The organism is Pseudomonas sp. Irchel s3h9 (assembly GCF_900187475.1).
Lineage (GTDB): Bacteria > Pseudomonadota > Gammaproteobacteria > Pseudomonadales > Pseudomonadaceae > Aquipseudomonas > Aquipseudomonas neuropathica.
Genome location: NZ_FYDH01000014.1, coordinates 60125 through 77708, shown reverse-complemented (window position 1 = coordinate 77708; position 17584 = coordinate 60125). Strand labels below are relative to the sequence as shown.

The window sequence follows — 17584 nt, the reverse complement described above, 5'->3', positions numbered from 1 at the left end:
CAATCTCGTCCTTAAACCGGCATCTGCATGATGTCTTGATAAGCCTGAACCAGCTTGTTGCGTACCTGGGTCAGAGCCTGGAACGACACGCTGGCTTTTTGCGAAGCGACCATCACGTCCGTCAGATCGACGCCGCTCTTGCCCACTTCGAATGCGTTGGCCAACTGAGTCGACGCCTGCTGGGTATCGCTGACCTTGTTGATCGCCTGACCGAGCATGTCGGAAAAGCTGCTGCCCGCCAGTTCAGGGACAGCGGTCGTCGATTTCGGTGCAGACATGGCGTCCAGTTTCATGGCCTTCATGTCCATCATCAACCGATTAAATTCAATACCTTGGCTCATGGTCTACTCTCTTGGGCGGCCCGCAATTTTTTGACACTCACTCGGCGGGTACACAGGTATTAGCAACAAGGGTGCCAGCTCATGGGCACCCCTTTCAGAAAAGCGTTTTCAAATCGTTGCGCCAGACGTCAGGTGGCGAACAGATAACCTTCGACGTCCATTCCGGCATCGCGCATTTGCGCCAGCTTGTAGCGCAGGGTGCGCGGGCTGATACCGAGCTTTTCCGCCGCTTCTTTACGTCGGCCGCGCTCGGCACGCAGGGTGTCGATGATCATCTGAAACTCCCGGCGGCGCAGGTCATCGCCCAGTGCACCGGCCGAATCCGCTTCGATTTCAACCTCGCGAAGCACCGCTGACACCGGCGCGACGACGGGCATCGTGGTGTACGTCACGGGACCGGCCAGACAGAAATCCTGCGGCTGAATCAAGCCGCCCTGCTGCAAGATCAGCGCACGCTGAATGGCGTTATCCAGCTCACGCACATTGCCCGGCCACGGGTAAGCGGTCAGGCACATCTGCGCTTCAGGCGAGAGTTTCGCCGCCGCGTGCTTCATTTTATTGACGTGTTTGGCCAGCAACCTTTCGGCCAGCGGCAGGATATCGGCAGTGCGTTCGCGAAGTGGACGCCAGGCCAAGGGGAAAACCGACAGACGGTAAAAAAGGTCTTCACGGAACCGCCCCGCCGCCACCTCGCCCGCCAGATCGCGGTTGGTGGTCGCGACCACGCGAATATCCAGAGCAATCGGTTTACGTGCCCCGACGCGCTCGACCTCGCGCTCCTGCAACACGCGCAGCAGTTTGGCTTGCAGGCCGAGGGGCATTTCGGAGATTTCGTCGAGCAACAGCGTGCCACCGTCGGCTTGTTCGAACTTGCCGGCTTGTGCGGCAATGGCGCCCGTGAACGAACCCTTCTCGTGGCCGAACAACGTGGCTTCGAGCATGTTGTCCGGGATCGCCGCGCAGTTAATCGCGATGAACGGCTGACTGGAGCGATGGGATTGCTGATGAATGTAACGCGCCAGCACTTCTTTACCGGTGCCGGATTCGCCAGAGATCAGCACCGTGGAATCGCTGCGCGCCACCCGCGCTGCCAGCTCCAGCAACTGCGCACTGGCCGGCTCGACGGCCACCGGACCGTCGCCGTCGCTTGTACCAATACTGCCTAGCGCATGCCGTGCCACCAGATCCAGCAAGGCCTTGGGTTCAAACGGCTTGACCAGATAGTCGGCCGCGCCCTGGCGCATCGCATCGACCGCACGCTCGACCGCGCCGTGCGCCGTCATCAGCAACACCGGCAATTGCGGTTGGCGGGCCCGCAACAGCGAGAGCAACTGGTGACCGTCCATGCCCGGCATGTTGACGTCGCTGACCACCAGATTGAACGCCTCACGCGCCACCGCCGTCAGCGCGTCTTCAGCGCAACCGACCGCGTGGTAATCGTGCCCGGCCAGCAACAACGTATCGGCCAGCGCCTCGCGCAATGAGCGGTCATCCTCGACCAGCAAAACCTTGATGCCCATGTCTTTTACTCAGCTCCGTGTACAGCGGAAAACAGCGGCAGGATCACCTGCGCGCACGTGCCGCGCCCGACCCGCGAACGCAGCAGCAATTCTCCCTGATGCGCACGGGCCACAGCCTTGACCACGGTCAGGCCGAGGCCGGTGCCGGTGACTTTGGTGGTAAAAAATGGCTCGCCGAGCCGCGCCAGAACCGCAGGCTCGATGCCGCTGCCACTGTCGCTGATACTCAGATGCAGGTTGTTGTCACGGGTGTAGCAATGCACTTTCAGGCGGACGTCGCCGACACTGGCCTGAATGGCGTTTTCGATCAGGTTCAGCAGCGCTCCGACCAGCGTGTCGCGGTTGCACAGCAGCTCACCGACATGACTGTCGCACTGCCAGCGGATGGGCAGATCCTGAACATGCGTCAGCGCCGCCGCTTGCAGAGCCTGCATCAAGGTGTTCGGGGTCAGGCGATCGGTCAGCGGCAACTCACCGCGAGCGAAGACCAGCATGTCGCGCACCTGGTGCTCCAGCTCGTGCAGGCGCTCTTTCAGGCGCCCGGCGAAACGCTGCTGGGTAGCGACCGGCAATTGCTGCTCAGTCAAATGACTGGCGTAGAGCAAAGCAGCGGATAGCGGCGTGCGGATCTGATGGGCCAGCGAGGCGACCATGCGCCCCAGCGAGGACAAGCGCTCGTGGCGTGCCAGTTGATCTTGCAGATGACGGGTTTCTGTCAGGTCGTTGAGCAGCACCAGCTGCCCCGGCTCGGCATCCAGCGAACGGGTGGCGATCGACAGGCGTCGACCATTTTTCAAGGAAACTTCATGACCGTCGTCTTCACGCGGGGCAAAGCAACGCGCAATCACATGGCGCCACAGCTCGCCCTCAAGCGGCAAGCCGAGCAGTTCGATAGCGGCAGGATTAGATTCGCGAACCATGCCGTGACCGTCGATGACGATGACGCCACCGGGCAACAGATCAAGGAGATTTTGCAGGCGGTTGGCCAAGCGTTCTTTTTCCGCCAGCTCCTGCATGCGCTGGGCACTGACGACTGCGAGTTCACCCTTGAGCTCGGTTACCCGCGCTTCAAGCATGCTGTAGGAGTCCGTCAGCTGGCTGGACATCTGGCTGAACAGCTCGAATGCCTGCTCCAGGCCCTGTCGGCTTGCCTGCTCTACGGAGGACGGCTGCCCCTCGGGACTGGAGGCAGTAGACATCTGGGCGTGGGGCATTGTGCTTTCTCGCTTGGCTGACCGTCAGTTAAACGGAACGTTGCGAGGGCTGTAGCAATACCCGTGCCTAAAAAAAACTGCTTATAAATGAAGCAGTTGAAAAACAGGCGTCAATCCTCCGCCTGTTCATCTCCATCGCGCCGGCTCATGCCGTACTTGCGCATCTTCTCCACCAGGGTGGTGCGACGGATACGCAGGCGTTCAGCCGCACGCGCCACAATGCCATTGGCATCGTCCAGCGCCTGCTGAATCAGGCCTTGCTCCAGACCACCGAGGTAGTCTTTCAGGTCCAGGCCTTCCGGCGGCAGCATGGCGTTGGCGGTGAAGTCCGGCGTATGGCCGTTGATCGCCACGCGCTCTTCAAGATCGCTGCGCAGGCTGTCGACCATTTGCTCGTCCTCGTCGTCGACGTAGCGGAATTTCTTCGGCAGCTCGACCACGCCGATCACCCCGTACGGATGCATGATCGCCATGCGCTCCACCAGGTTGGCCAGCTCGCGGACGTTGCCCGGCCAGCCGTGACGGCACAGCGACATGATCGCTGCCGAGTTGAAACGGATCGAACCGCGCTTCTCGTGCTCCATGCGCGAGATCAGTTCGTTCATAAGCAACGGAATGTCTTCGACGCGCTCACGCAGCGGCGCCATCTCGATCGGGAACACGTTCAGGCGATAGTAAAGGTCTTCGCGGAAGGTGCCGATCTCGATCATGCTTTCGAGATTCTTGTGGGTCGCGGCGATGATGCGCACATCAACGCTCTGGGTCTTGTTGCTGCCCACGCGTTCGAAGGTGCGCTCCTGCAGGACGCGCAGCAGTTTGACCTGCATCGGCAGCGGCATGTCGCCGATTTCGTCGAGGAACAGCGTACCGCCATTGGCCAGTTCGAAGCGGCCGGCACGGCTGGTGATCGCTCCGGTGAAAGCACCCTTCTCGTGACCGAACAATTCGCTTTCGAGCAGCTCTGCCGGGATCGCCCCGCAGTTGACCGGCACGAATGGTGCGTCGCGGCGCTTGGAATGGTAATGCAGGTTGCGCGCAACCACTTCCTTGCCAGTGCCGGACTCACCGAGGATCAGCACGCTGGCATCGGTGTCGGCGACTTGCTGCATCATCTGGCGCACGTGCTGAATCGCACGGCTGGTGCCGACAAGGCTGCGGAACAGATTGGGTTCGCGATGACGGCCGCGCTCGCGTGCCTGGTCGTACATCTCGCGATAGACCTGGGCGCGGTGCAGGGAGTCAAGCAATTTGCTGTAGCTGGGAGGCATTTCGAGGGTCGAAAGCACTCGGCGACGCTGGTCCTCAGGCAAGTCAACGGAAGAATTATCGCCCATCAACAAAACCGGAAGGAACTCATCCCAGGTTGAGAGTGTCTTTAGCAAGCCCAAAAGCGCACCAGGAGCATTAACCGTCCCGATCAGTACGCAAATGACCTCACGACTAGACGACAAAGAGCCGACTGCCTGCTGCCAGTCATGGCTGCCGCAGGGTAAATTTTCTTCGCCAAGAAAATTTAGAATCACCGCCAAGTCGCGGCGGCGGACGCTATCGTCATCGATCAGCAGAATTTTGGTTTCACGCCACATGCAATAGCAACTTCCCTAGTCAACTCAATGCCCAAAATAAGGGGCAAGCGAGACGCTTGCAGGACACCATGTGCCTGTAGACGCCTGAAATCTGAAAACAGCCACTAGTTAAGTCAAAAAACCGTGCACAGTCAAATTTATGGCGCACATGTCTGGATTAACTGGAGGTTAATTAACCAAACAGATGGTAAACCTTTGCCGCCTTTTGCGCTTGCGTGATCTGCGACATCTCATTGGCTATCGCCTGCCGCTCACCCATGGCCACCTCAAGAAGCTCCTTGTAGACGTGGAGCAACTCCTCAAGGTTGTCGCGCAACGCGACCTCGTCCAGCGCAGCCTCAGCCATGACGTCTTCCATGCAGGAACGGCAAGCCAGATCCAGTTCACCAATGGCTTCCCAATTGCGTTCAGCGAGGGCAGTAACCAACGCCTCTCGGGTATCGGCGATTCGCTGCAATACAAGACTCATGACGATCTCCTTTAAAACTGCGGAGCAGGCACAGGGGCAATAGCATCCCAGCCTTCCTTGACCGTGCTCAGCAAGCCGGCAACCTCATCAAGAATGCGCAGGTCGCTGCTGATGTTCGCCTCGGCGAGGCGCTTCATCATGTAGATATACAGCCCATCCAGATCAGCCAGGGTATCTGCGCTGTTTTCCAGATCAAGGCCTTCACGCAGACCGCTGACAATGCCAATCGCCTTGCTGATCGAAGTGCATTTGCCAGGAATGTCCTTGCGCTCGATGGCGCCTTTGGCCTGAGCAATACGGGCCAGACCACCTTCCATCAACATTTGCACCAGACGGTGCGGACTCGCTTCGGATGTCTGAGCGTGTGCGCCGACTTTCTGATACTGCCGAAGGGCTAACATCGGATTCATGTTCTACCTCATTGCCACAATGACTCGTATAACCAGTGTATCGCCAACGAATCACAGAACTTTAGATCAAAAGACAAAAACCCGGCGCACGCCGATGAAGCGTAGCCGGGTTTTTGTCGTGCCCGCGCGTTACTTCGCGGACTGCTGAGCGTTAAGCGAGCTGAAGAACGACGTAATATTGCTCGCCGTAGCCTTCATCTGCCCTACCAGCAAGTCCATGGCGTTGTACTTGGCAGTCAACGTCTTGGTCAGGTTGGCGACACGCAAGTCCAGCGCCAGCTGCTGGTTGGTGAGGTTGCGCGTGTTGTTATTGAGAATGGTCAGACGCTGATCAAGCAAACCGCTGGTGACCTTACTGCCCGCCGGAGCATTGAGGTACGGATCAACCGCCTTTTTCATGCGCGCCAGCAGACCGTTGGTGTCGTTGGTTCCGGTGAACAACTGCTGAACCTGGCCGGTCATCCCGGGCTGGTCCATGGTCTTGTTGAACGCCGCTGTATCAAAGGTCAGGTTACCGGTGTTGCGGTCGGTCATCACCCCCAACTGCGACAGCACAGATAGCGGGCCACCGGCGCCCGGAGCCGTCAACTGACTGCGAATATCGGCAATCAGTGAACGCGGCAGCGAGTCCCCCGTGAATGCAGCCTGCACGGTCAGCTTGCCATCTTCGTCCGGTGTCGCCTTGGACAGAGTATCGATGGTCGTCTTCAGCGTATTGTAAGCATCGACAAACGACTGGATCGACGTCTGCAACCCTTTGGTGTTGGCATCAACGCTGACAACAGTAGGCGCGCCATTGGTTGGCGTGACCGATGTGAGATTCAGCGTCAGGCCGCTGATTGCACCGCTCACCGTGTTGCTCTTGCTGGTCACTGTCAGGCCGTCGATAGTCAGCTCGGCGTTTTGCGCAACGCCGTTGACGGCGCCCGAAGCGCCTGCTGCCGGACTGCTGCCCATCGGCTGAGTACCATCGATTTCCAGGCCGGCAATACCGCTGACGGTCATGTCAGAACCTGCGCCGGTCTTGCTCGAACTGATCACCAGGCGCGAAGACCCGGAGCTGTCGGTCACGATGTTGGCGGAAATGCCGTTGCTGCCCTGCGCCTTGTTGATGGCGTCGCGGGTGGTCTGCAAGGTGGCATTGGCCGGAATATCTACATTGTAATCAGTGCCATTCTGACTGATTTTCAGGGTACCACTCGGAATGGCACTGGCTGCGCCGCCGGCGAAAGAGGCACTGGCAATTTTCGAGCCCGTGGCCAGTTTGTTCACCACCACGTTGTATTTCCCGGCAACCGCCGTGCTATCGGACGTGGCGCTGAGGATATCCGTGTTGCCCGAGGTTGCCGTGAAGCCGGCAAACGCAGGATTGGTCTTGCTGCTCAGGTTGGTCATCGCCGTCTGGAATGCGGTCAGCGCACTCTTCAACGAACCGACACCGGAAATCTTCAGGGTGTTGGTTTTGGTCGCAGAATCGATCTGCGTCTGCTTGGCAGATTTGTCGGCGTTGACCAGCGCGGTCACGATCGCGCCGATGTCCAGACCGGAACCCAGTCCGGAACCCGGTAGAATTGGACTTGCCATGTGCATCTCCCTTCAGATTGTTGCCATTCTTTTGACCGTTACCAGCGTCTTGGGAACGAACAAACACTATTCATGCCAGCTATCAGACTTTCGCGTCGAACAACACGTGACTGGCATTGGCCAGACTGTCTGCCAGCTTCAAGGCCTCTGCGGAGGGAATCTGTCGAACGACCTCACCCGTCTCGCTTGCGATCACCTTGACGATGACCTTTCCAGAGTGTTCATCGATGGAAAACTCCAGATTGCGCTTGATCGACTGTACAAACTTTTCGATCTCCTGCACCGCCAGTTTCAATTTGGCGTCGTCCGAATCCTGACTCTTGGCAGCGACCGGCGCTTCAGTCTTGGCAACTTTAGGCGTCTCTGACGGTTTGTCAGCAACCGGCGTTACTGGCTTGGGAGCCGGATAAGACACGTTAAGCTTTACGCTCATGTCCATGCCCATCACCTCCTAACGAAAAAAGCGAGAGAGCGCGACCAGCGCACCCCCCCGCTCAAACTCATTCCGAAATTACTGAAGCAGCTTCAGTACAGCGGAAGGCAGTTGGTTGGCTTGAGCCAGTACGGAGGTCGAAGCCTGTTGCAGGGTTTGCTGCTTGGTCAGGTTAGCAGTCTCTGCGGCGAAGTCGGTATCTTGTACGCGACCTTGTGCAGCAGTGGTGTTCTCGGTGATGTTCTGCAAGTTCTGGATGGTGCTGGTCAGACGGTTTTGCGAAGCACCCAGGCTGGCACGAGTTGCACCGATGGCAGCGATTGCAGCGTCGATCGCGGTGATCGCGTTGTCGATGTTCTGCGAAGCGCCAGTTACGGTAGCACCGGTCAGGGACAGAGTACCGCTACCTACCGACAGGCTTACTGCGTCGAACTTGGAGCTCAGTACCAGGTCGATGTGGTTAGCCGAACCGGTGTTTGCGCCCACTTGCAGGGTCACAGTACCAGCCGAACCGTCCAGCAGGTTTTTGCCGTTCAGGTTGGTCGAAGCCGAGATACGGGTGATCTCGTCGGACATCTGAGCGAATTCAGCGTTGGTAGCGGTCTGGTCAGCAGTGCCGTTGGTACCGTTACGTGCTTTAACAGCCAGTTCACGCATACGCTGCAGGATGTCGGTAGTAGCTTGCAGAGCGCCTTCAGCGGTCTGGGCAACGGAGATACCGTCGTTGGCGTTCTGGATGGCTTGGGTGTTACCACGGATCTGCGAGGACATACGGTTCGAGATCTGCAGGCCAGCGGCGTCGTCTTTAGCGCTGTTGATTTTCAGGCCGGAAGACAGGCGCTGCATCGAAGTCGACAGAGCGTCGGAAGCGCGGTTCAGGTTTTTCTGAACGTTCAACGACGTAGTGTTGGTGTTTACTGTTAAAGCCATGACGAATTCCTCGTTGGTTGGGTACTGCGGCTTCCGGCCCTGGCAACCGCCGGGTATGGCCTAGAGAACCTTCGTAATAGTTATCGTCGGGTTTGCAGGTTGCTTGAGGGCTTTTTGAAAAAAATTTGCCATCACCCTGCCACCCCCGAGAAAACAAAGACTTAGCAGTACGTCAGCCGCGATAAAATGACGTCATAAAACCGACTGCGGCGCAAACCTGCGGGCCAGTGCTGTCGGCCTGCTCAGACCGGAACACTTTCCAGCAACTCGATCAATTCGTACTCCATATAATCAGCCAGCCCCAACCAGTCCTGGCGCTCCTGACATTCGAGCATTTGCATTAACAGCTGCGCCCACACCTGCTGAACCTCTACCGGGGCAGACGCTAAACATTGCTGGGCCTTTTCAAACACATCGACCATCGTCAGCGCCGCCTCGACATCGCGCCCGAGGCGAAACAAACCCGCACACTGGCGACATTCATCCTTACAGAGGCTCAGCGTACTCATTGCACAAACTCCGGGTTGAAGTCGGTTCCGGCGATCAGCGCCCCGGAGCGGCTGCTGTTGAGAAATTCGACCTGTGGATGTGCAGCGATATAGCGCTCCAGCACACACAAATAACCGCGAAAGTTGAGCTGTGTGGTCACCCGCTGACCATGGCCATCGCGCACCCAATGCCGCGCCTGATTCACCGGTGGCCCCAGATCGCCATCGCTCCAGCCCGCGTGAGTCTTGTTCATCGGGAAGGCGAAATCGGCGCCAAATAGCGTGATGCGAGACGCGCCCATTTGCACCGCCAGATCGACCGCCGGATGGATCACGCTGCCGCCGACGTGCAGCAGCGCGCGTGGATGCTGTTCACGCAACCCGGCGTACACCGGACTGGCCGAGTAACCGCCATAGCGCTTGCCCTTCCAGGCCCGCAAAACTTCGGGATCGCTCATGGGCAGATACACCAGCGGGATACCGTCAGACGCCTCGAACGGCAAATGACGGAAGCTGATGCGCTGATCAATGGTCACCACCAGATCCGGAACGATCCCGTGCTCAATCAACGGCCGATACGCCGTGTCGACACAGATGAACAGCGGGCGCTGAGCCTGATTCCGGAGCGCTGCCAATCGTTCAAAGTGCCCTTCCAGAGTCGGCCCGGTAGCGATCACGTAGATCTCGCGATCGGTGCAGGTACCAAACAACTGCGCCACATCGTCATCACCCAGCAGCACCGGCAAGCAGTCCTGCAAGCGCTGTTGAATGAACGGCGACTGCGCGTCGAATTCGCGATTGTTAAAACTCAGATGGACTTCATTGACCAGCCGATCGCGAATCTTCGCGTTGTAGTCATCGGCCAGCAACATCTCGGCAGGCAGGGCAAAAAACGGCGTGAACAAGTCCGGATGATCGGCAGCGTAAAACAACTCGACCCGCGGGTCTTCCAGCCACTGACGCTGATCGAGCAGTTGCACCACCAGCGCAAACAGCGCGCCATTGAGGATGTGCACGTACAAGCGTTGTAATCCCGTCCGCTCAAGCAGCACACCGGGCAAATCACCGAGACCGGTGCCATAGACGTGCAGTTGCGCCTTGTCCGGCAGGCTGGCCGCCTGAATCTGCGCTTCCTGGAGGCGATCGTGACGACTGGTGAGCTGGATGCCGTTGATGCTCAGCGTCGAGCCTAGCCCCTCAACCAATTGAGCCGCAATGGCCGTACGGTCTTGCGCCACCAGTCGTTCGAACAGCGCCGGCCAGCGCCGTTGCAACACCTCGGCATTGGCTTGAAAAAACTCGCTCATGGCGCCTCGCGCTCCCTTCCAGGCAAAAAAATAGCGTTCAAGGTTAACCTTGAACGCTATTTTTGTATCCGCCGTTTTTGCTCGGACTCAAGGGCGATAGATGATCGCCGAGCCCCATGACAGACCGACACCAAAACCGCTCAAGGCAATACGCTGCCAGTCGGAATCGATGACGTGTTTCTCCAGCAGCAACGGAATGCTCGACGACACGGTATTACCGGTCTCGACCATGTCCTTGATGAACTTCTCCGGCTCGCCTTCGAAGCGCCGCGCCACGGCATCGACAATCGCCGCACTGCCTTGGTGAATGCAGAAGGCATCGATGTCATCGGCTTTCAGACCGGAATCGTCGAGCAGTTCGTGCAAGTGTGCCGGGACTTTGAGCAGCGCAAAGTTGAAGACCTGACGACCGTTCATGAAGAACACGCCATCGGTGACTTTCAAGTGCGGTGCACCGGAGCCGTCGGTGCCAAACTTGGCCTTGCCCAGCGCCCAGGTCGGATCTTCACCCATCCACGTAGCGGTTGCGGCATCGCCGAACAGCATGGTGGTGTTGCGGTCTTCCGGATCGACGATTTTCGAGTACGGGTCAGCGGTAATCAGCAGGCCGTTCTTCAGGCCGGCGGCTTCCATGAAGCCCTTGATCGCGTAGATGCCGTAGACATAACCGGAGCAGCCCAGGGAAATGTCGAAGGCCGCCACGTTGGTCGGCAGACCGAGTTTGTCCTGCACGATTGCAGCCGTGTGCGGCAGGCCTTCTTCGTCACCGTTCTGGGTGACGACGATCAAGGCGTCGATCGATTCACGTTTCAGATCCGGGTTGCTGGCAAACAGCGCATTGGCCGCTTCCACGCACAGGTCGGAGGTTTCTTGTTCAGCGTCTTTGCGCGGCAGGAATGCCGAGCCGATCTTGCCAAGGATGAATTCTTCATCCTTCTCGAATTTTGCACCTTGTGCGTAATTGTCCACGCCGGCTACAGGAACGTAGCTCGCAATGCTTTTTATGCCAATCATTACGGCTTCCCAATAAAAAACAGCCCAAGACCACCGCTCGCAAGGATTTCGAGGGGCGCCGACAAACAGAAAACGGCCGCCACAACGGGCAGCCACGGGGAGCGCAAAGGGCTATCACTGGAATCGAAAACGAGCCAGGCGCCATCTCCCCGATCAATACAATACAGTGAAGATGCGCGTTATGACTCGCAGGTCACGCTATTTTGCCGAATCGGTGCAGATCGGGTTATTCGACCAACGACCAGTCCAGCGGTGTGCCGCGCTTGATCGGGGCGCGGGCGCGGCGACCAAGAACAGCGTCGGTGTGCTTGGGCGGCAGACCGAGGCCGGGGCGAATGGCGCGCAGATTGTCCCCGGTAAAGGTGTCACCGGCGGCCATGTCGGCCGTGACATACAGCGAACGGCGATAGACCAACGACTTGCGTTCAGCCTCTGTGACACCGTAATGCACCTGGCCCATGGCTTGCCAGGCGCGCTCGGTTTCCACCACCAGACTGGCCATTTCCGCCGGTTCCAGGGAGAAACTCGCATCGACGCCACCTGCTGAACGGTCGAGGGTGAAGTGTTTTTCCACCACCGTCGCACCGAGCGCCACGGCGGCCACGGACACACCAACGCCCATCGAGTGATCCGACAGCCCCACTTCGCAACCGAACAATTCGCGCAGATGCGGGATCGTGCGCACGTTGCTGTTGAGCGGGGTCGCCGGATAGGTGCTGGTGCATTTGAGCAGCACCAGATCCTTGCACCCCGCCTCGCGGGCAGCGCGCACGGCTTCATCCAGCTCAGCGATGCTGGCCATGCCGGTGGAGATGATCAGCGGTTTGCCGGTGGCGGCCACACGACGGATCAACGGCAAGTCAGTGTTTTCGAAACTGGCAATCTTGTAGGCCGGCACATCAAGGCTTTCGAGAAAGTCCACGGCGCTGTCATCGAACGGTGTCGAGAACGCGAGCATCCCCAGTTCCTTGGCACGAGCAAAAATCGGCGCATGCCATTCCCACGGTGTATGGGCTTTTTCATACAAATCGTAGAGCGAAGTGCCGGCCCACAGACTGCCCGGATCCTTGATGAAGAACTCACCTTCAGACAAATCCAGCGTCATGGTTTCGGCGGTGTAGGTTTGCAGTTTCAAGGCATGCGCCCCGGCCTTGGCCGCTGCCTCGACGATTTGCAGGGCCACGTCCAGCGACTGGTTATGGTTGCCACTCATCTCGGCGATGATGAAGGGCGGCGCATCGGCACCGATCAAGCGGTTGCCGATCTTGAAACTAGTCATGCGGGTGATCCTTCAAAACACGGGTGAACGTACAGGCACTCTGAGTGAACCCGGCGTCATGAAACACATTCAACGAGGCACGATTGCCCGGCAGTACCTGAGCGGTAATGCCGGTCACTTGCGGCCAGTGGCGGGTGACGAACGCTTCGCCCCGCGTCAGCAGCGCCTTGCCCCAACCCAGGCCGAAACGTCCCTCAAGCAGGTAGATCGAGACTTCGGCAGCAAACCCGCGCAGGTCATAACGCACAACGCCGACCGCGCCGTCGTCCGCCTCGGCGATCAACAACAGGCGTTGCGGATTGCGCAAACTCGCCGTCAACCAGTTCAGGTGCTGCGGCCAATCGATCACGCCGCTGTCCAGCGACCAGCGCCGTACCGTTTCGGCATTGCGCCCATCGAACAGCAACTGCGCGTCATCCAGAGTCGCCGCACGCACCTTGAGCACCGCACCGGCCAGTGCCACCGCGACACGCTCGGCACCCCGCCCGTCGACCAGTTGCCGCGAGCGTTCGGCCAGGCTCTGGCGCAAATAATGATTGCCGCTGACAAAGCCAATTGCGTCGCGCAACTGCTCGACACTGACCTGCTCACGGGCGCCCATGAACACATGCGCGCCCGCCGCGGCCATGACTTCGCCGTTGGCCTGCTGATTGTTCGACACGGCAATACAGATCGTCGGCAACCCCATCGCCGCCCGCTCCCAACTGGTGCCGCCCCCGGCGCCGATAAACAGATCAGCTTCGGTCATGCGCTGGTAGAAGTTGCTGACAAAACTGTGCAGACGCCAGTTCGGCCGTGTCTCGGCCAAGGCCTGCATCTTGGCCCATGCCGGGTTATCGGCGCCTGCGACGAAGTCCACCTGCAACTCGGGAAAGTCCGCCAGCGCGAGCATCGCGTGGTAGGTTTGCCGCGCGGCATCGAAACCACCGAAATTGACCAACACCCTTCGCGCCGCGGGTTTGATCTCGATGGCCGGGCAGCTGAATTCTTCACGCAACATGGCATAGCGTGGGCCGAGCAAGGTGCGACACCCTTCAGGCAACAGCGGCTGATAATTTTCGTGCAGGCCCGAGAGATTCTGATTGAGCAGCAGATCGACGCTGTAGCGCCGCGTAGCAAGATCATCCACTGCCGCAATCCGTGGCGCCCACCGTCGAGCAGCCGTCTGCCATTGGTGATCGAGGCCGTAGTGATCGACAATCACCCAGTCGAATTCGGCGTGCCCCTCGAGCACCGTAGCCAACGCGTCGATGTCGGCCTGCCACGGCAGCATTGATTCGATGGCCTGCTGTGGATCTTCAGCGACATAGCGCTCAGGCAGCGCAAAAGTCTCGAAGCCCTCGGCGCGCAAGGCATCAAGGCGATGCCCCGGCAGACAGCGGCAGGCAAACGCGACGTGGCTGCCCTGCCCGCGCAACACTCGCGCCAGCGTCAGGCAGCGGGCAATGTGGCCGCTGCCGATGGTTGGCGAGGCGTCGGCGCGAATCAGCACTCTCATTGCAGCTCTCCACCGGCCTTGAGCGCGGCGTATAGGTATTCGGCGCGCTTCCAGTCTTCAAGGGTGTCGATGTCCTGCACCAGATGCCGGGGCAGAATCACCGGCAGGCTGGCTGGCGAATAGAGCACCTCGCCGCGCAACCACGCCTCAGTGCGCCCCCAGTAAAACTGACCGGCGTCCTGAAATGCTTCGGGCAAATCCTGCGAACGTGTATTGCGAAATTCCGGATACAAAGCGCTCAACCCACCCTGCCCGTCCAGCGTCAACGCACGCTGCACCGGAAAACCGAAACTGCACACGGAGAACGCGAAGGACTTGTCTGAACGCTGCTCCAGCAACTCGATGCCCTGGCGCAGATAACGTACCTGCAACAGCGGCGCCGTGGCATACACGCAACAGGCGTAATCGAACGCCGGCAACTGCTGCAAGGCATGCACGATCACTGCCGCCGTGCCGGTGAAATCATCGGCCAGGTCTACCGGGCGCAGAAATGGCACCTGCGCGCCATGGGCTCGCGCCACATCGGCAATTTCAGCATCGTCGGTGCTGACCACGACCTGATCGAACAAGCCCGATTCCAGCGCAGTGCGGATCGAACGGACAATCATCGGCACGCCGTCGAACGGCAAAAGGTTCTTGCGCGGGATGCGTTTGCTACCGCCACGGGCCGGGATGATTGCAACGTTGCTCAAGGGCGCTTTTCCAACAGGAACCAAGTGATGTCGTCCACAGGAAACTGCGGATCGCGGTGATAGACGAAACCATAATCCAGCAAGTGCAAATCGGCATAGCGATCGAGCATTTCACCGGCAAAATCGCGCTTGAACAGCTTGCCGCTGTTGCCACGATAGGACACTTCCACCGGTGCCGGATTGTAATACTCGGCGATCAGGATGTAGCGCTGGCTCAACTCGTACAACTGCGCATAAGCGGTCGGCAACAGCTCCGGGGCCAAGTGAATCAGCACGCCTTTACTCAGGGTCAGGTCGTAGCGGCGCTCGCGCGGGAAGTCGAACAGCGAGCCATGCCAGATCTGGGCAATGTCCAACGCCCGTGCCTGAGCACAGGCGCTGTCGTTGATCTCGACGCCGAACAGCTCACAGCGCGGCAGCAGTTGATGCAATGCCTGCAAATTATTGCCGGCGTTAGTGCCCAGTTCGACCAGGCTCTCGATGCCTGCAGCCCGACTCAGCGCTTTGGCAAACAACGCCAGGTTCGCCGCCACTAGCGGCTGACCGACATTGCGCGCGACGTACTGGTTGCCGAAGTCGCCCTGCCAGAACTTTTCCTGCTCACTCAAATGACGCATTGCAGATACTCATCCTTTGCCTCAGCGGCAATTATTCGGTCAGCCGACGCAATTGCTCGACCACGTAATCCTGTTGCGCATCGCTCAATAGCGGAAACAGCGGCAGGCTGATCGCCTCGGCGTAATAACGCTCGGCCTCGGGGAAATCGCCCTCGGCGAAACCCAGGTCGCGATAGTACGGCTGCAGGTGCACAGGAATGTAGTGCAGATTCACGCCAACACCGACAGCACGCAAGCCTTCAAACACTTGACGATGACTGAGGCCGATGCGGTCGGTCTGCAGCCGAATCACATACAGGTGCCAAGCCGATTGCGCCTCAGGCTGAGAGCTGGGCAACGTCACCGGCAGATACGCCAGCAAGCGATCGTATCGCGCCGCGAGGTCACGACGTCGGGCGATGAAGTCGTCGAGTTTGCTCAGTTGCGACAAACCCAGCGCGGCTTGCAGATCGGTGATGCGGTAATTGAAACCCAGCTCGATCTGCTGGTAGTACCACGGGCCGTGGCTCGGTTCGCTCATCTGCTGCGCATCGCGGGTCATACCGTGGCTGCGCAAACGCTGCAGGCGCTCGGCCAGTTGCGGCCGATTGGTCAGCACCATGCCGCCCTCGGCGCTGGTGATGATTTTCACCGGATGAAAGCTGAACACCGTCATCGCTGCGAACTCACCGCAGCCGACCGGCCGCCCGGCGTAGGACGCACCGACCGCGTGAGACGCATCTTCGATCACGGTGAAGTTGTAGCGCTCGGCCAGTTCGGCAATCTTGCGCATGTCGCAGCTCTGCCCGGAGAACGCCACCGCTACTAGCACTTTGGGCAAAGTGCCGTCCTGCTCGGCTTGATCGAGTTTCGCTTCGAGGGCGAACGCATCAAGGTTCCAGGTCAGCGGATCGATGTCGACGAAATCAACCTCGGCACCGCAATAACGTCCACAGTTGGCCGAGGCAAGAAAGGTGTTTGGCGTTGTCCACAAACGATCACCCGGCCCCAGGCCTGCGGCCAGACAGGCAATGTGCAGCGCCGCCGTGGCGTTGCACACCGCGACGGCGAAGTCAGCCTGGCAACGCTCGGCCATTGCCTGTTCGAAACGCTCAATGCTCGGCCCTTGGGTCAGCCAGTCCGACTGCAGCACTTGGACGACGGCATCGATATCTGCCTGATCGAGGCTTTGCCGACCGTAGGGAATCATACCGAGAGCTTCGCGTGCAGATCAGCGATCTGCCCGACCGAAAGGAAATGCGGATTGGTGTCGGAGCGGTACTCGAAATCCTCGCTCACGGCACGCCCCTGCTCGCCGAGTTTGTCGACGGCAAAATCGACATCGACGCTGGTAAAGCGAATCGACGGCTGGATGGTGTAGTGATCTTCGAACTCGAGGGTCATCCGCGCATCGTCCAGCGGCACCATCAATTCATGGAGCTTCTCGCCGGGACGAATGCCGACGTTCTTGTGCGGCAGGTGTTCAGCCATGCCGCGCGCCAGATCGACAATGCGGATCGACGGAATCTTCGGCACAAACACTTCACCGCCGTGCATCCGCGCAAAGCTGTCGAGGACGAATTGCACGCCGTGGTCGAGGGTGATCCAGAACCGCGTCATGCGTTCGTCAGTGATCGGCAGTTCCTGTGCGCCATCGGCGATCAGTTTGCTGAAGAACGGCACCACCGAACCACGGGAACCGGCAACATTGCCGTAGCGCACCACGGCAAACCGGGTTTCCTGCTCGCCGGCAATGTTGTTGGCGGCGACGAACAATTTGTCCGAGAGCAACTTGGTCGCGCCGTACAGGTTGATCGGGCTGGCGGCTTTGTCGGTCGACAGCGCCACAACCTTTTTCACGCCATTGTCGATGGCGGCGGCAATGATGTTCTCCGCGCCATTGACGTTGGTGCGAATGCATTCGGTCGGGTTGTATTCCGCCGCCGGCACTTGCTTCAACGCCGCGGCATGCACCACGTAGTCGATGCCGCGCATGGCCTGACGCAGACGGTCAGCGTCACGCACGTCACCAATGAAATAACGCATGCACGGCGCGTTGAACGTCTGCTGCATTTCGTACTGCTTCAACTCGTCACGGGAGAACACCACCACGCGCTTGGGCTGGTATTGCTCGAGCAGGCGCGTGATGAATTTGCGCCCGAACGAACCTGTGCCGCCGGAGATGAAAATCGATTTACCGTTGAACATATGCTGATTCCTGTC

18 protein-coding genes are annotated in these 17584 nt (G+C 59.2%); all 18 read right to left on the bottom strand.

Translation table 11 applies throughout. The features are described 5' to 3' along the window. Positions 1 to 11: 11 nt before the first annotated feature. Complete coding sequence (fliE, locus tag CKW26_RS22100; RefSeq protein WP_038363826.1) at positions 12 to 341, bottom strand: flagellar hook-basal body complex protein FliE; 330 nt, start codon at positions 339 to 341, stop codon at positions 12 to 14. Positions 342 to 469: 128 nt separating this feature from the next. Further along, positions 470 to 1861 (bottom strand): sigma-54 dependent transcriptional regulator, encoded by a 1392-nt coding sequence (locus CKW26_RS22095; RefSeq protein ID WP_095050176.1) that lies wholly within the window; start codon positions 1859 to 1861, stop codon positions 470 to 472. Between the two features lie 5 nt (positions 1862 to 1866). After that, positions 1867 to 3060 (bottom strand): PAS domain-containing sensor histidine kinase, encoded by a 1194-nt coding sequence (locus CKW26_RS22090; protein ID WP_176471350.1) that lies wholly within the window; start codon positions 3058 to 3060, stop codon positions 1867 to 1869. A 125-nt stretch (positions 3061 to 3185) separates the two neighbouring features. Beyond that, positions 3186 to 4661, bottom strand: a complete 1476-nt coding sequence (locus tag CKW26_RS22085) for a sigma-54 dependent transcriptional regulator (protein ID WP_007920053.1) — start codon at positions 4659 to 4661, stop codon at positions 3186 to 3188. Positions 4662 to 4833: 172 nt separating this feature from the next. Beyond that, entirely contained in the window at positions 4834 to 5130 is a 297-nt protein-coding gene (locus tag CKW26_RS22080; protein ID WP_016984299.1) for a hypothetical protein, read from the bottom strand. A gap of 11 nt (positions 5131 to 5141) precedes the next feature. Next, a complete protein-coding gene (gene fliS / locus CKW26_RS22075) occupies positions 5142 to 5540 on the bottom strand; it encodes a flagellar export chaperone FliS (protein WP_093439698.1) in 399 nt (132 codons plus the stop codon). Between the two features lie 129 nt (positions 5541 to 5669). Then, positions 5670 to 7124: a flagellar filament capping protein FliD gene (fliD, locus tag CKW26_RS22070; RefSeq protein ID WP_095050174.1), complete on the bottom strand. Its 1455-nt coding sequence runs from the start codon at positions 7122 to 7124 to the stop codon at positions 5670 to 5672. 82 nt (positions 7125 to 7206) lie between these two features. Further along, positions 7207 to 7563, bottom strand: coding sequence for a flagellar protein FlaG (locus tag CKW26_RS22065; RefSeq protein ID WP_007920057.1), 357 nt, complete (start codon positions 7561 to 7563; stop codon positions 7207 to 7209). A gap of 72 nt (positions 7564 to 7635) precedes the next feature. Continuing rightward, positions 7636 to 8487 (bottom strand): flagellin domain-containing protein, encoded by an 852-nt coding sequence (locus CKW26_RS22060; protein ID WP_007920059.1) that lies wholly within the window; start codon positions 8485 to 8487, stop codon positions 7636 to 7638. Positions 8488 to 8729: 242 nt separating this feature from the next. After that, entirely contained in the window at positions 8730 to 8996 is a 267-nt protein-coding gene (locus CKW26_RS22055) for a hypothetical protein (protein ID WP_095050173.1), read from the bottom strand. After that, entirely contained in the window at positions 8993 to 10282 is a 1290-nt protein-coding gene (locus tag CKW26_RS22050; RefSeq protein ID WP_095050172.1) for a motility associated factor glycosyltransferase family protein, read from the bottom strand. The genes CKW26_RS22055 and CKW26_RS22050 overlap by 4 nt, the downstream gene beginning before the upstream one ends. Positions 10283 to 10369: 87 nt before the next feature. Continuing rightward, positions 10370 to 11296: a ketoacyl-ACP synthase III gene (locus tag CKW26_RS22045; protein ID WP_007920064.1), complete on the bottom strand. Its 927-nt coding sequence runs from the start codon at positions 11294 to 11296 to the stop codon at positions 10370 to 10372. 226 nt (positions 11297 to 11522) lie between these two features. Beyond that, positions 11523 to 12575: a pseudaminic acid synthase gene (gene pseI / locus CKW26_RS22040; protein WP_095050171.1), complete on the bottom strand. Its 1053-nt coding sequence runs from the start codon at positions 12573 to 12575 to the stop codon at positions 11523 to 11525. Next, positions 12568 to 14073: a UDP-2,4-diacetamido-2,4,6-trideoxy-beta-L-altropyranose hydrolase gene (gene pseG / locus CKW26_RS22035; protein WP_095050170.1), complete on the bottom strand. Its 1506-nt coding sequence runs from the start codon at positions 14071 to 14073 to the stop codon at positions 12568 to 12570. The genes pseI and pseG overlap by 8 nt, the downstream gene beginning before the upstream one ends. Continuing rightward, complete coding sequence (gene pseF / locus CKW26_RS22030; RefSeq protein WP_095050169.1) at positions 14070 to 14765, bottom strand: pseudaminic acid cytidylyltransferase; 696 nt, start codon at positions 14763 to 14765, stop codon at positions 14070 to 14072. The genes pseG and pseF overlap by 4 nt, the downstream gene beginning before the upstream one ends. After that, entirely contained in the window at positions 14762 to 15382 is a 621-nt protein-coding gene (locus CKW26_RS22025) for a pseudaminic acid biosynthesis-associated methylase (protein WP_034153278.1), read from the bottom strand. The genes pseF and CKW26_RS22025 overlap by 4 nt, the downstream gene beginning before the upstream one ends. 31 nt (positions 15383 to 15413) lie before the next feature. Next, the gene (pseC, locus tag CKW26_RS22020; protein ID WP_095050168.1) at positions 15414 to 16571 is read right to left on the bottom strand and encodes a UDP-4-amino-4,6-dideoxy-N-acetyl-beta-L-altrosamine transaminase; all 1158 of its coding nucleotides are present in this window, start codon (positions 16569 to 16571) and stop codon (positions 15414 to 15416) included. Continuing rightward, the gene (gene pseB, locus CKW26_RS22015; RefSeq protein ID WP_095050167.1) at positions 16568 to 17569 is read right to left on the bottom strand and encodes a UDP-N-acetylglucosamine 4,6-dehydratase (inverting); all 1002 of its coding nucleotides are present in this window, start codon (positions 17567 to 17569) and stop codon (positions 16568 to 16570) included. The genes pseC and pseB overlap by 4 nt, the downstream gene beginning before the upstream one ends. Positions 17570 to 17584 lie beyond the last annotated feature (15 nt).

Excerpts from the sequence above, each read along its gene's own strand:
- fliE (WP_038363826.1), bottom strand. The coding sequence starts at position 341 with ATGAGCCAAGGTATTGAATTTAATCGGTTGATGATGGACATGAAGGCC.
- CKW26_RS22095 (WP_095050176.1), bottom strand. The coding sequence starts at position 1,861 with ATGGGCATCAAGGTTTTGCTGGTCGAGGATGACCGCTCATTGCGCGAG.
- CKW26_RS22090 (WP_176471350.1), bottom strand. The coding sequence starts at position 3,060 with ATGTCTACTGCCTCCAGTCCCGAGGGGCAGCCGTCCTCCGTAGAGCAG.
- CKW26_RS22085 (WP_007920053.1), bottom strand. The coding sequence starts at position 4,661 with ATGTGGCGTGAAACCAAAATTCTGCTGATCGATGACGATAGCGTCCGC.
- CKW26_RS22080 (WP_016984299.1), bottom strand. The coding sequence starts at position 5,130 with ATGAGTCTTGTATTGCAGCGAATCGCCGATACCCGAGAGGCGTTGGTT.
- fliS (WP_093439698.1), bottom strand. The coding sequence starts at position 5,540 with ATGAATCCGATGTTAGCCCTTCGGCAGTATCAGAAAGTCGGCGCACAC.
- fliD (WP_095050174.1), bottom strand. The coding sequence starts at position 7,124 with ATGGCAAGTCCAATTCTACCGGGTTCCGGACTGGGTTCCGGTCTGGAC.
- CKW26_RS22065 (WP_007920057.1), bottom strand. The coding sequence starts at position 7,563 with ATGGACATGAGCGTAAAGCTTAACGTGTCTTATCCGGCTCCCAAGCCA.
- CKW26_RS22060 (WP_007920059.1), bottom strand. The coding sequence starts at position 8,487 with ATGGCTTTAACAGTAAACACCAACACTACGTCGTTGAACGTTCAGAAA.
- CKW26_RS22055 (WP_095050173.1), bottom strand. The coding sequence starts at position 8,996 with ATGAGTACGCTGAGCCTCTGTAAGGATGAATGTCGCCAGTGTGCGGGT.
- CKW26_RS22050 (WP_095050172.1), bottom strand. The coding sequence starts at position 10,282 with ATGAGCGAGTTTTTTCAAGCCAATGCCGAGGTGTTGCAACGGCGCTGG.
- CKW26_RS22045 (WP_007920064.1), bottom strand. The coding sequence starts at position 11,296 with ATGATTGGCATAAAAAGCATTGCGAGCTACGTTCCTGTAGCCGGCGTG.
- pseI (WP_095050171.1), bottom strand. The coding sequence starts at position 12,575 with ATGACTAGTTTCAAGATCGGCAACCGCTTGATCGGTGCCGATGCGCCG.
- pseG (WP_095050170.1), bottom strand. The coding sequence starts at position 14,073 with ATGAGAGTGCTGATTCGCGCCGACGCCTCGCCAACCATCGGCAGCGGC.
- CKW26_RS22025 (WP_034153278.1), bottom strand. The coding sequence starts at position 15,382 with ATGCGTCATTTGAGTGAGCAGGAAAAGTTCTGGCAGGGCGACTTCGGC.
- pseC (WP_095050168.1), bottom strand. The coding sequence starts at position 16,571 with ATGATTCCCTACGGTCGGCAAAGCCTCGATCAGGCAGATATCGATGCC.
- pseB (WP_095050167.1), bottom strand. The coding sequence starts at position 17,569 with ATGTTCAACGGTAAATCGATTTTCATCTCCGGCGGCACAGGTTCGTTC.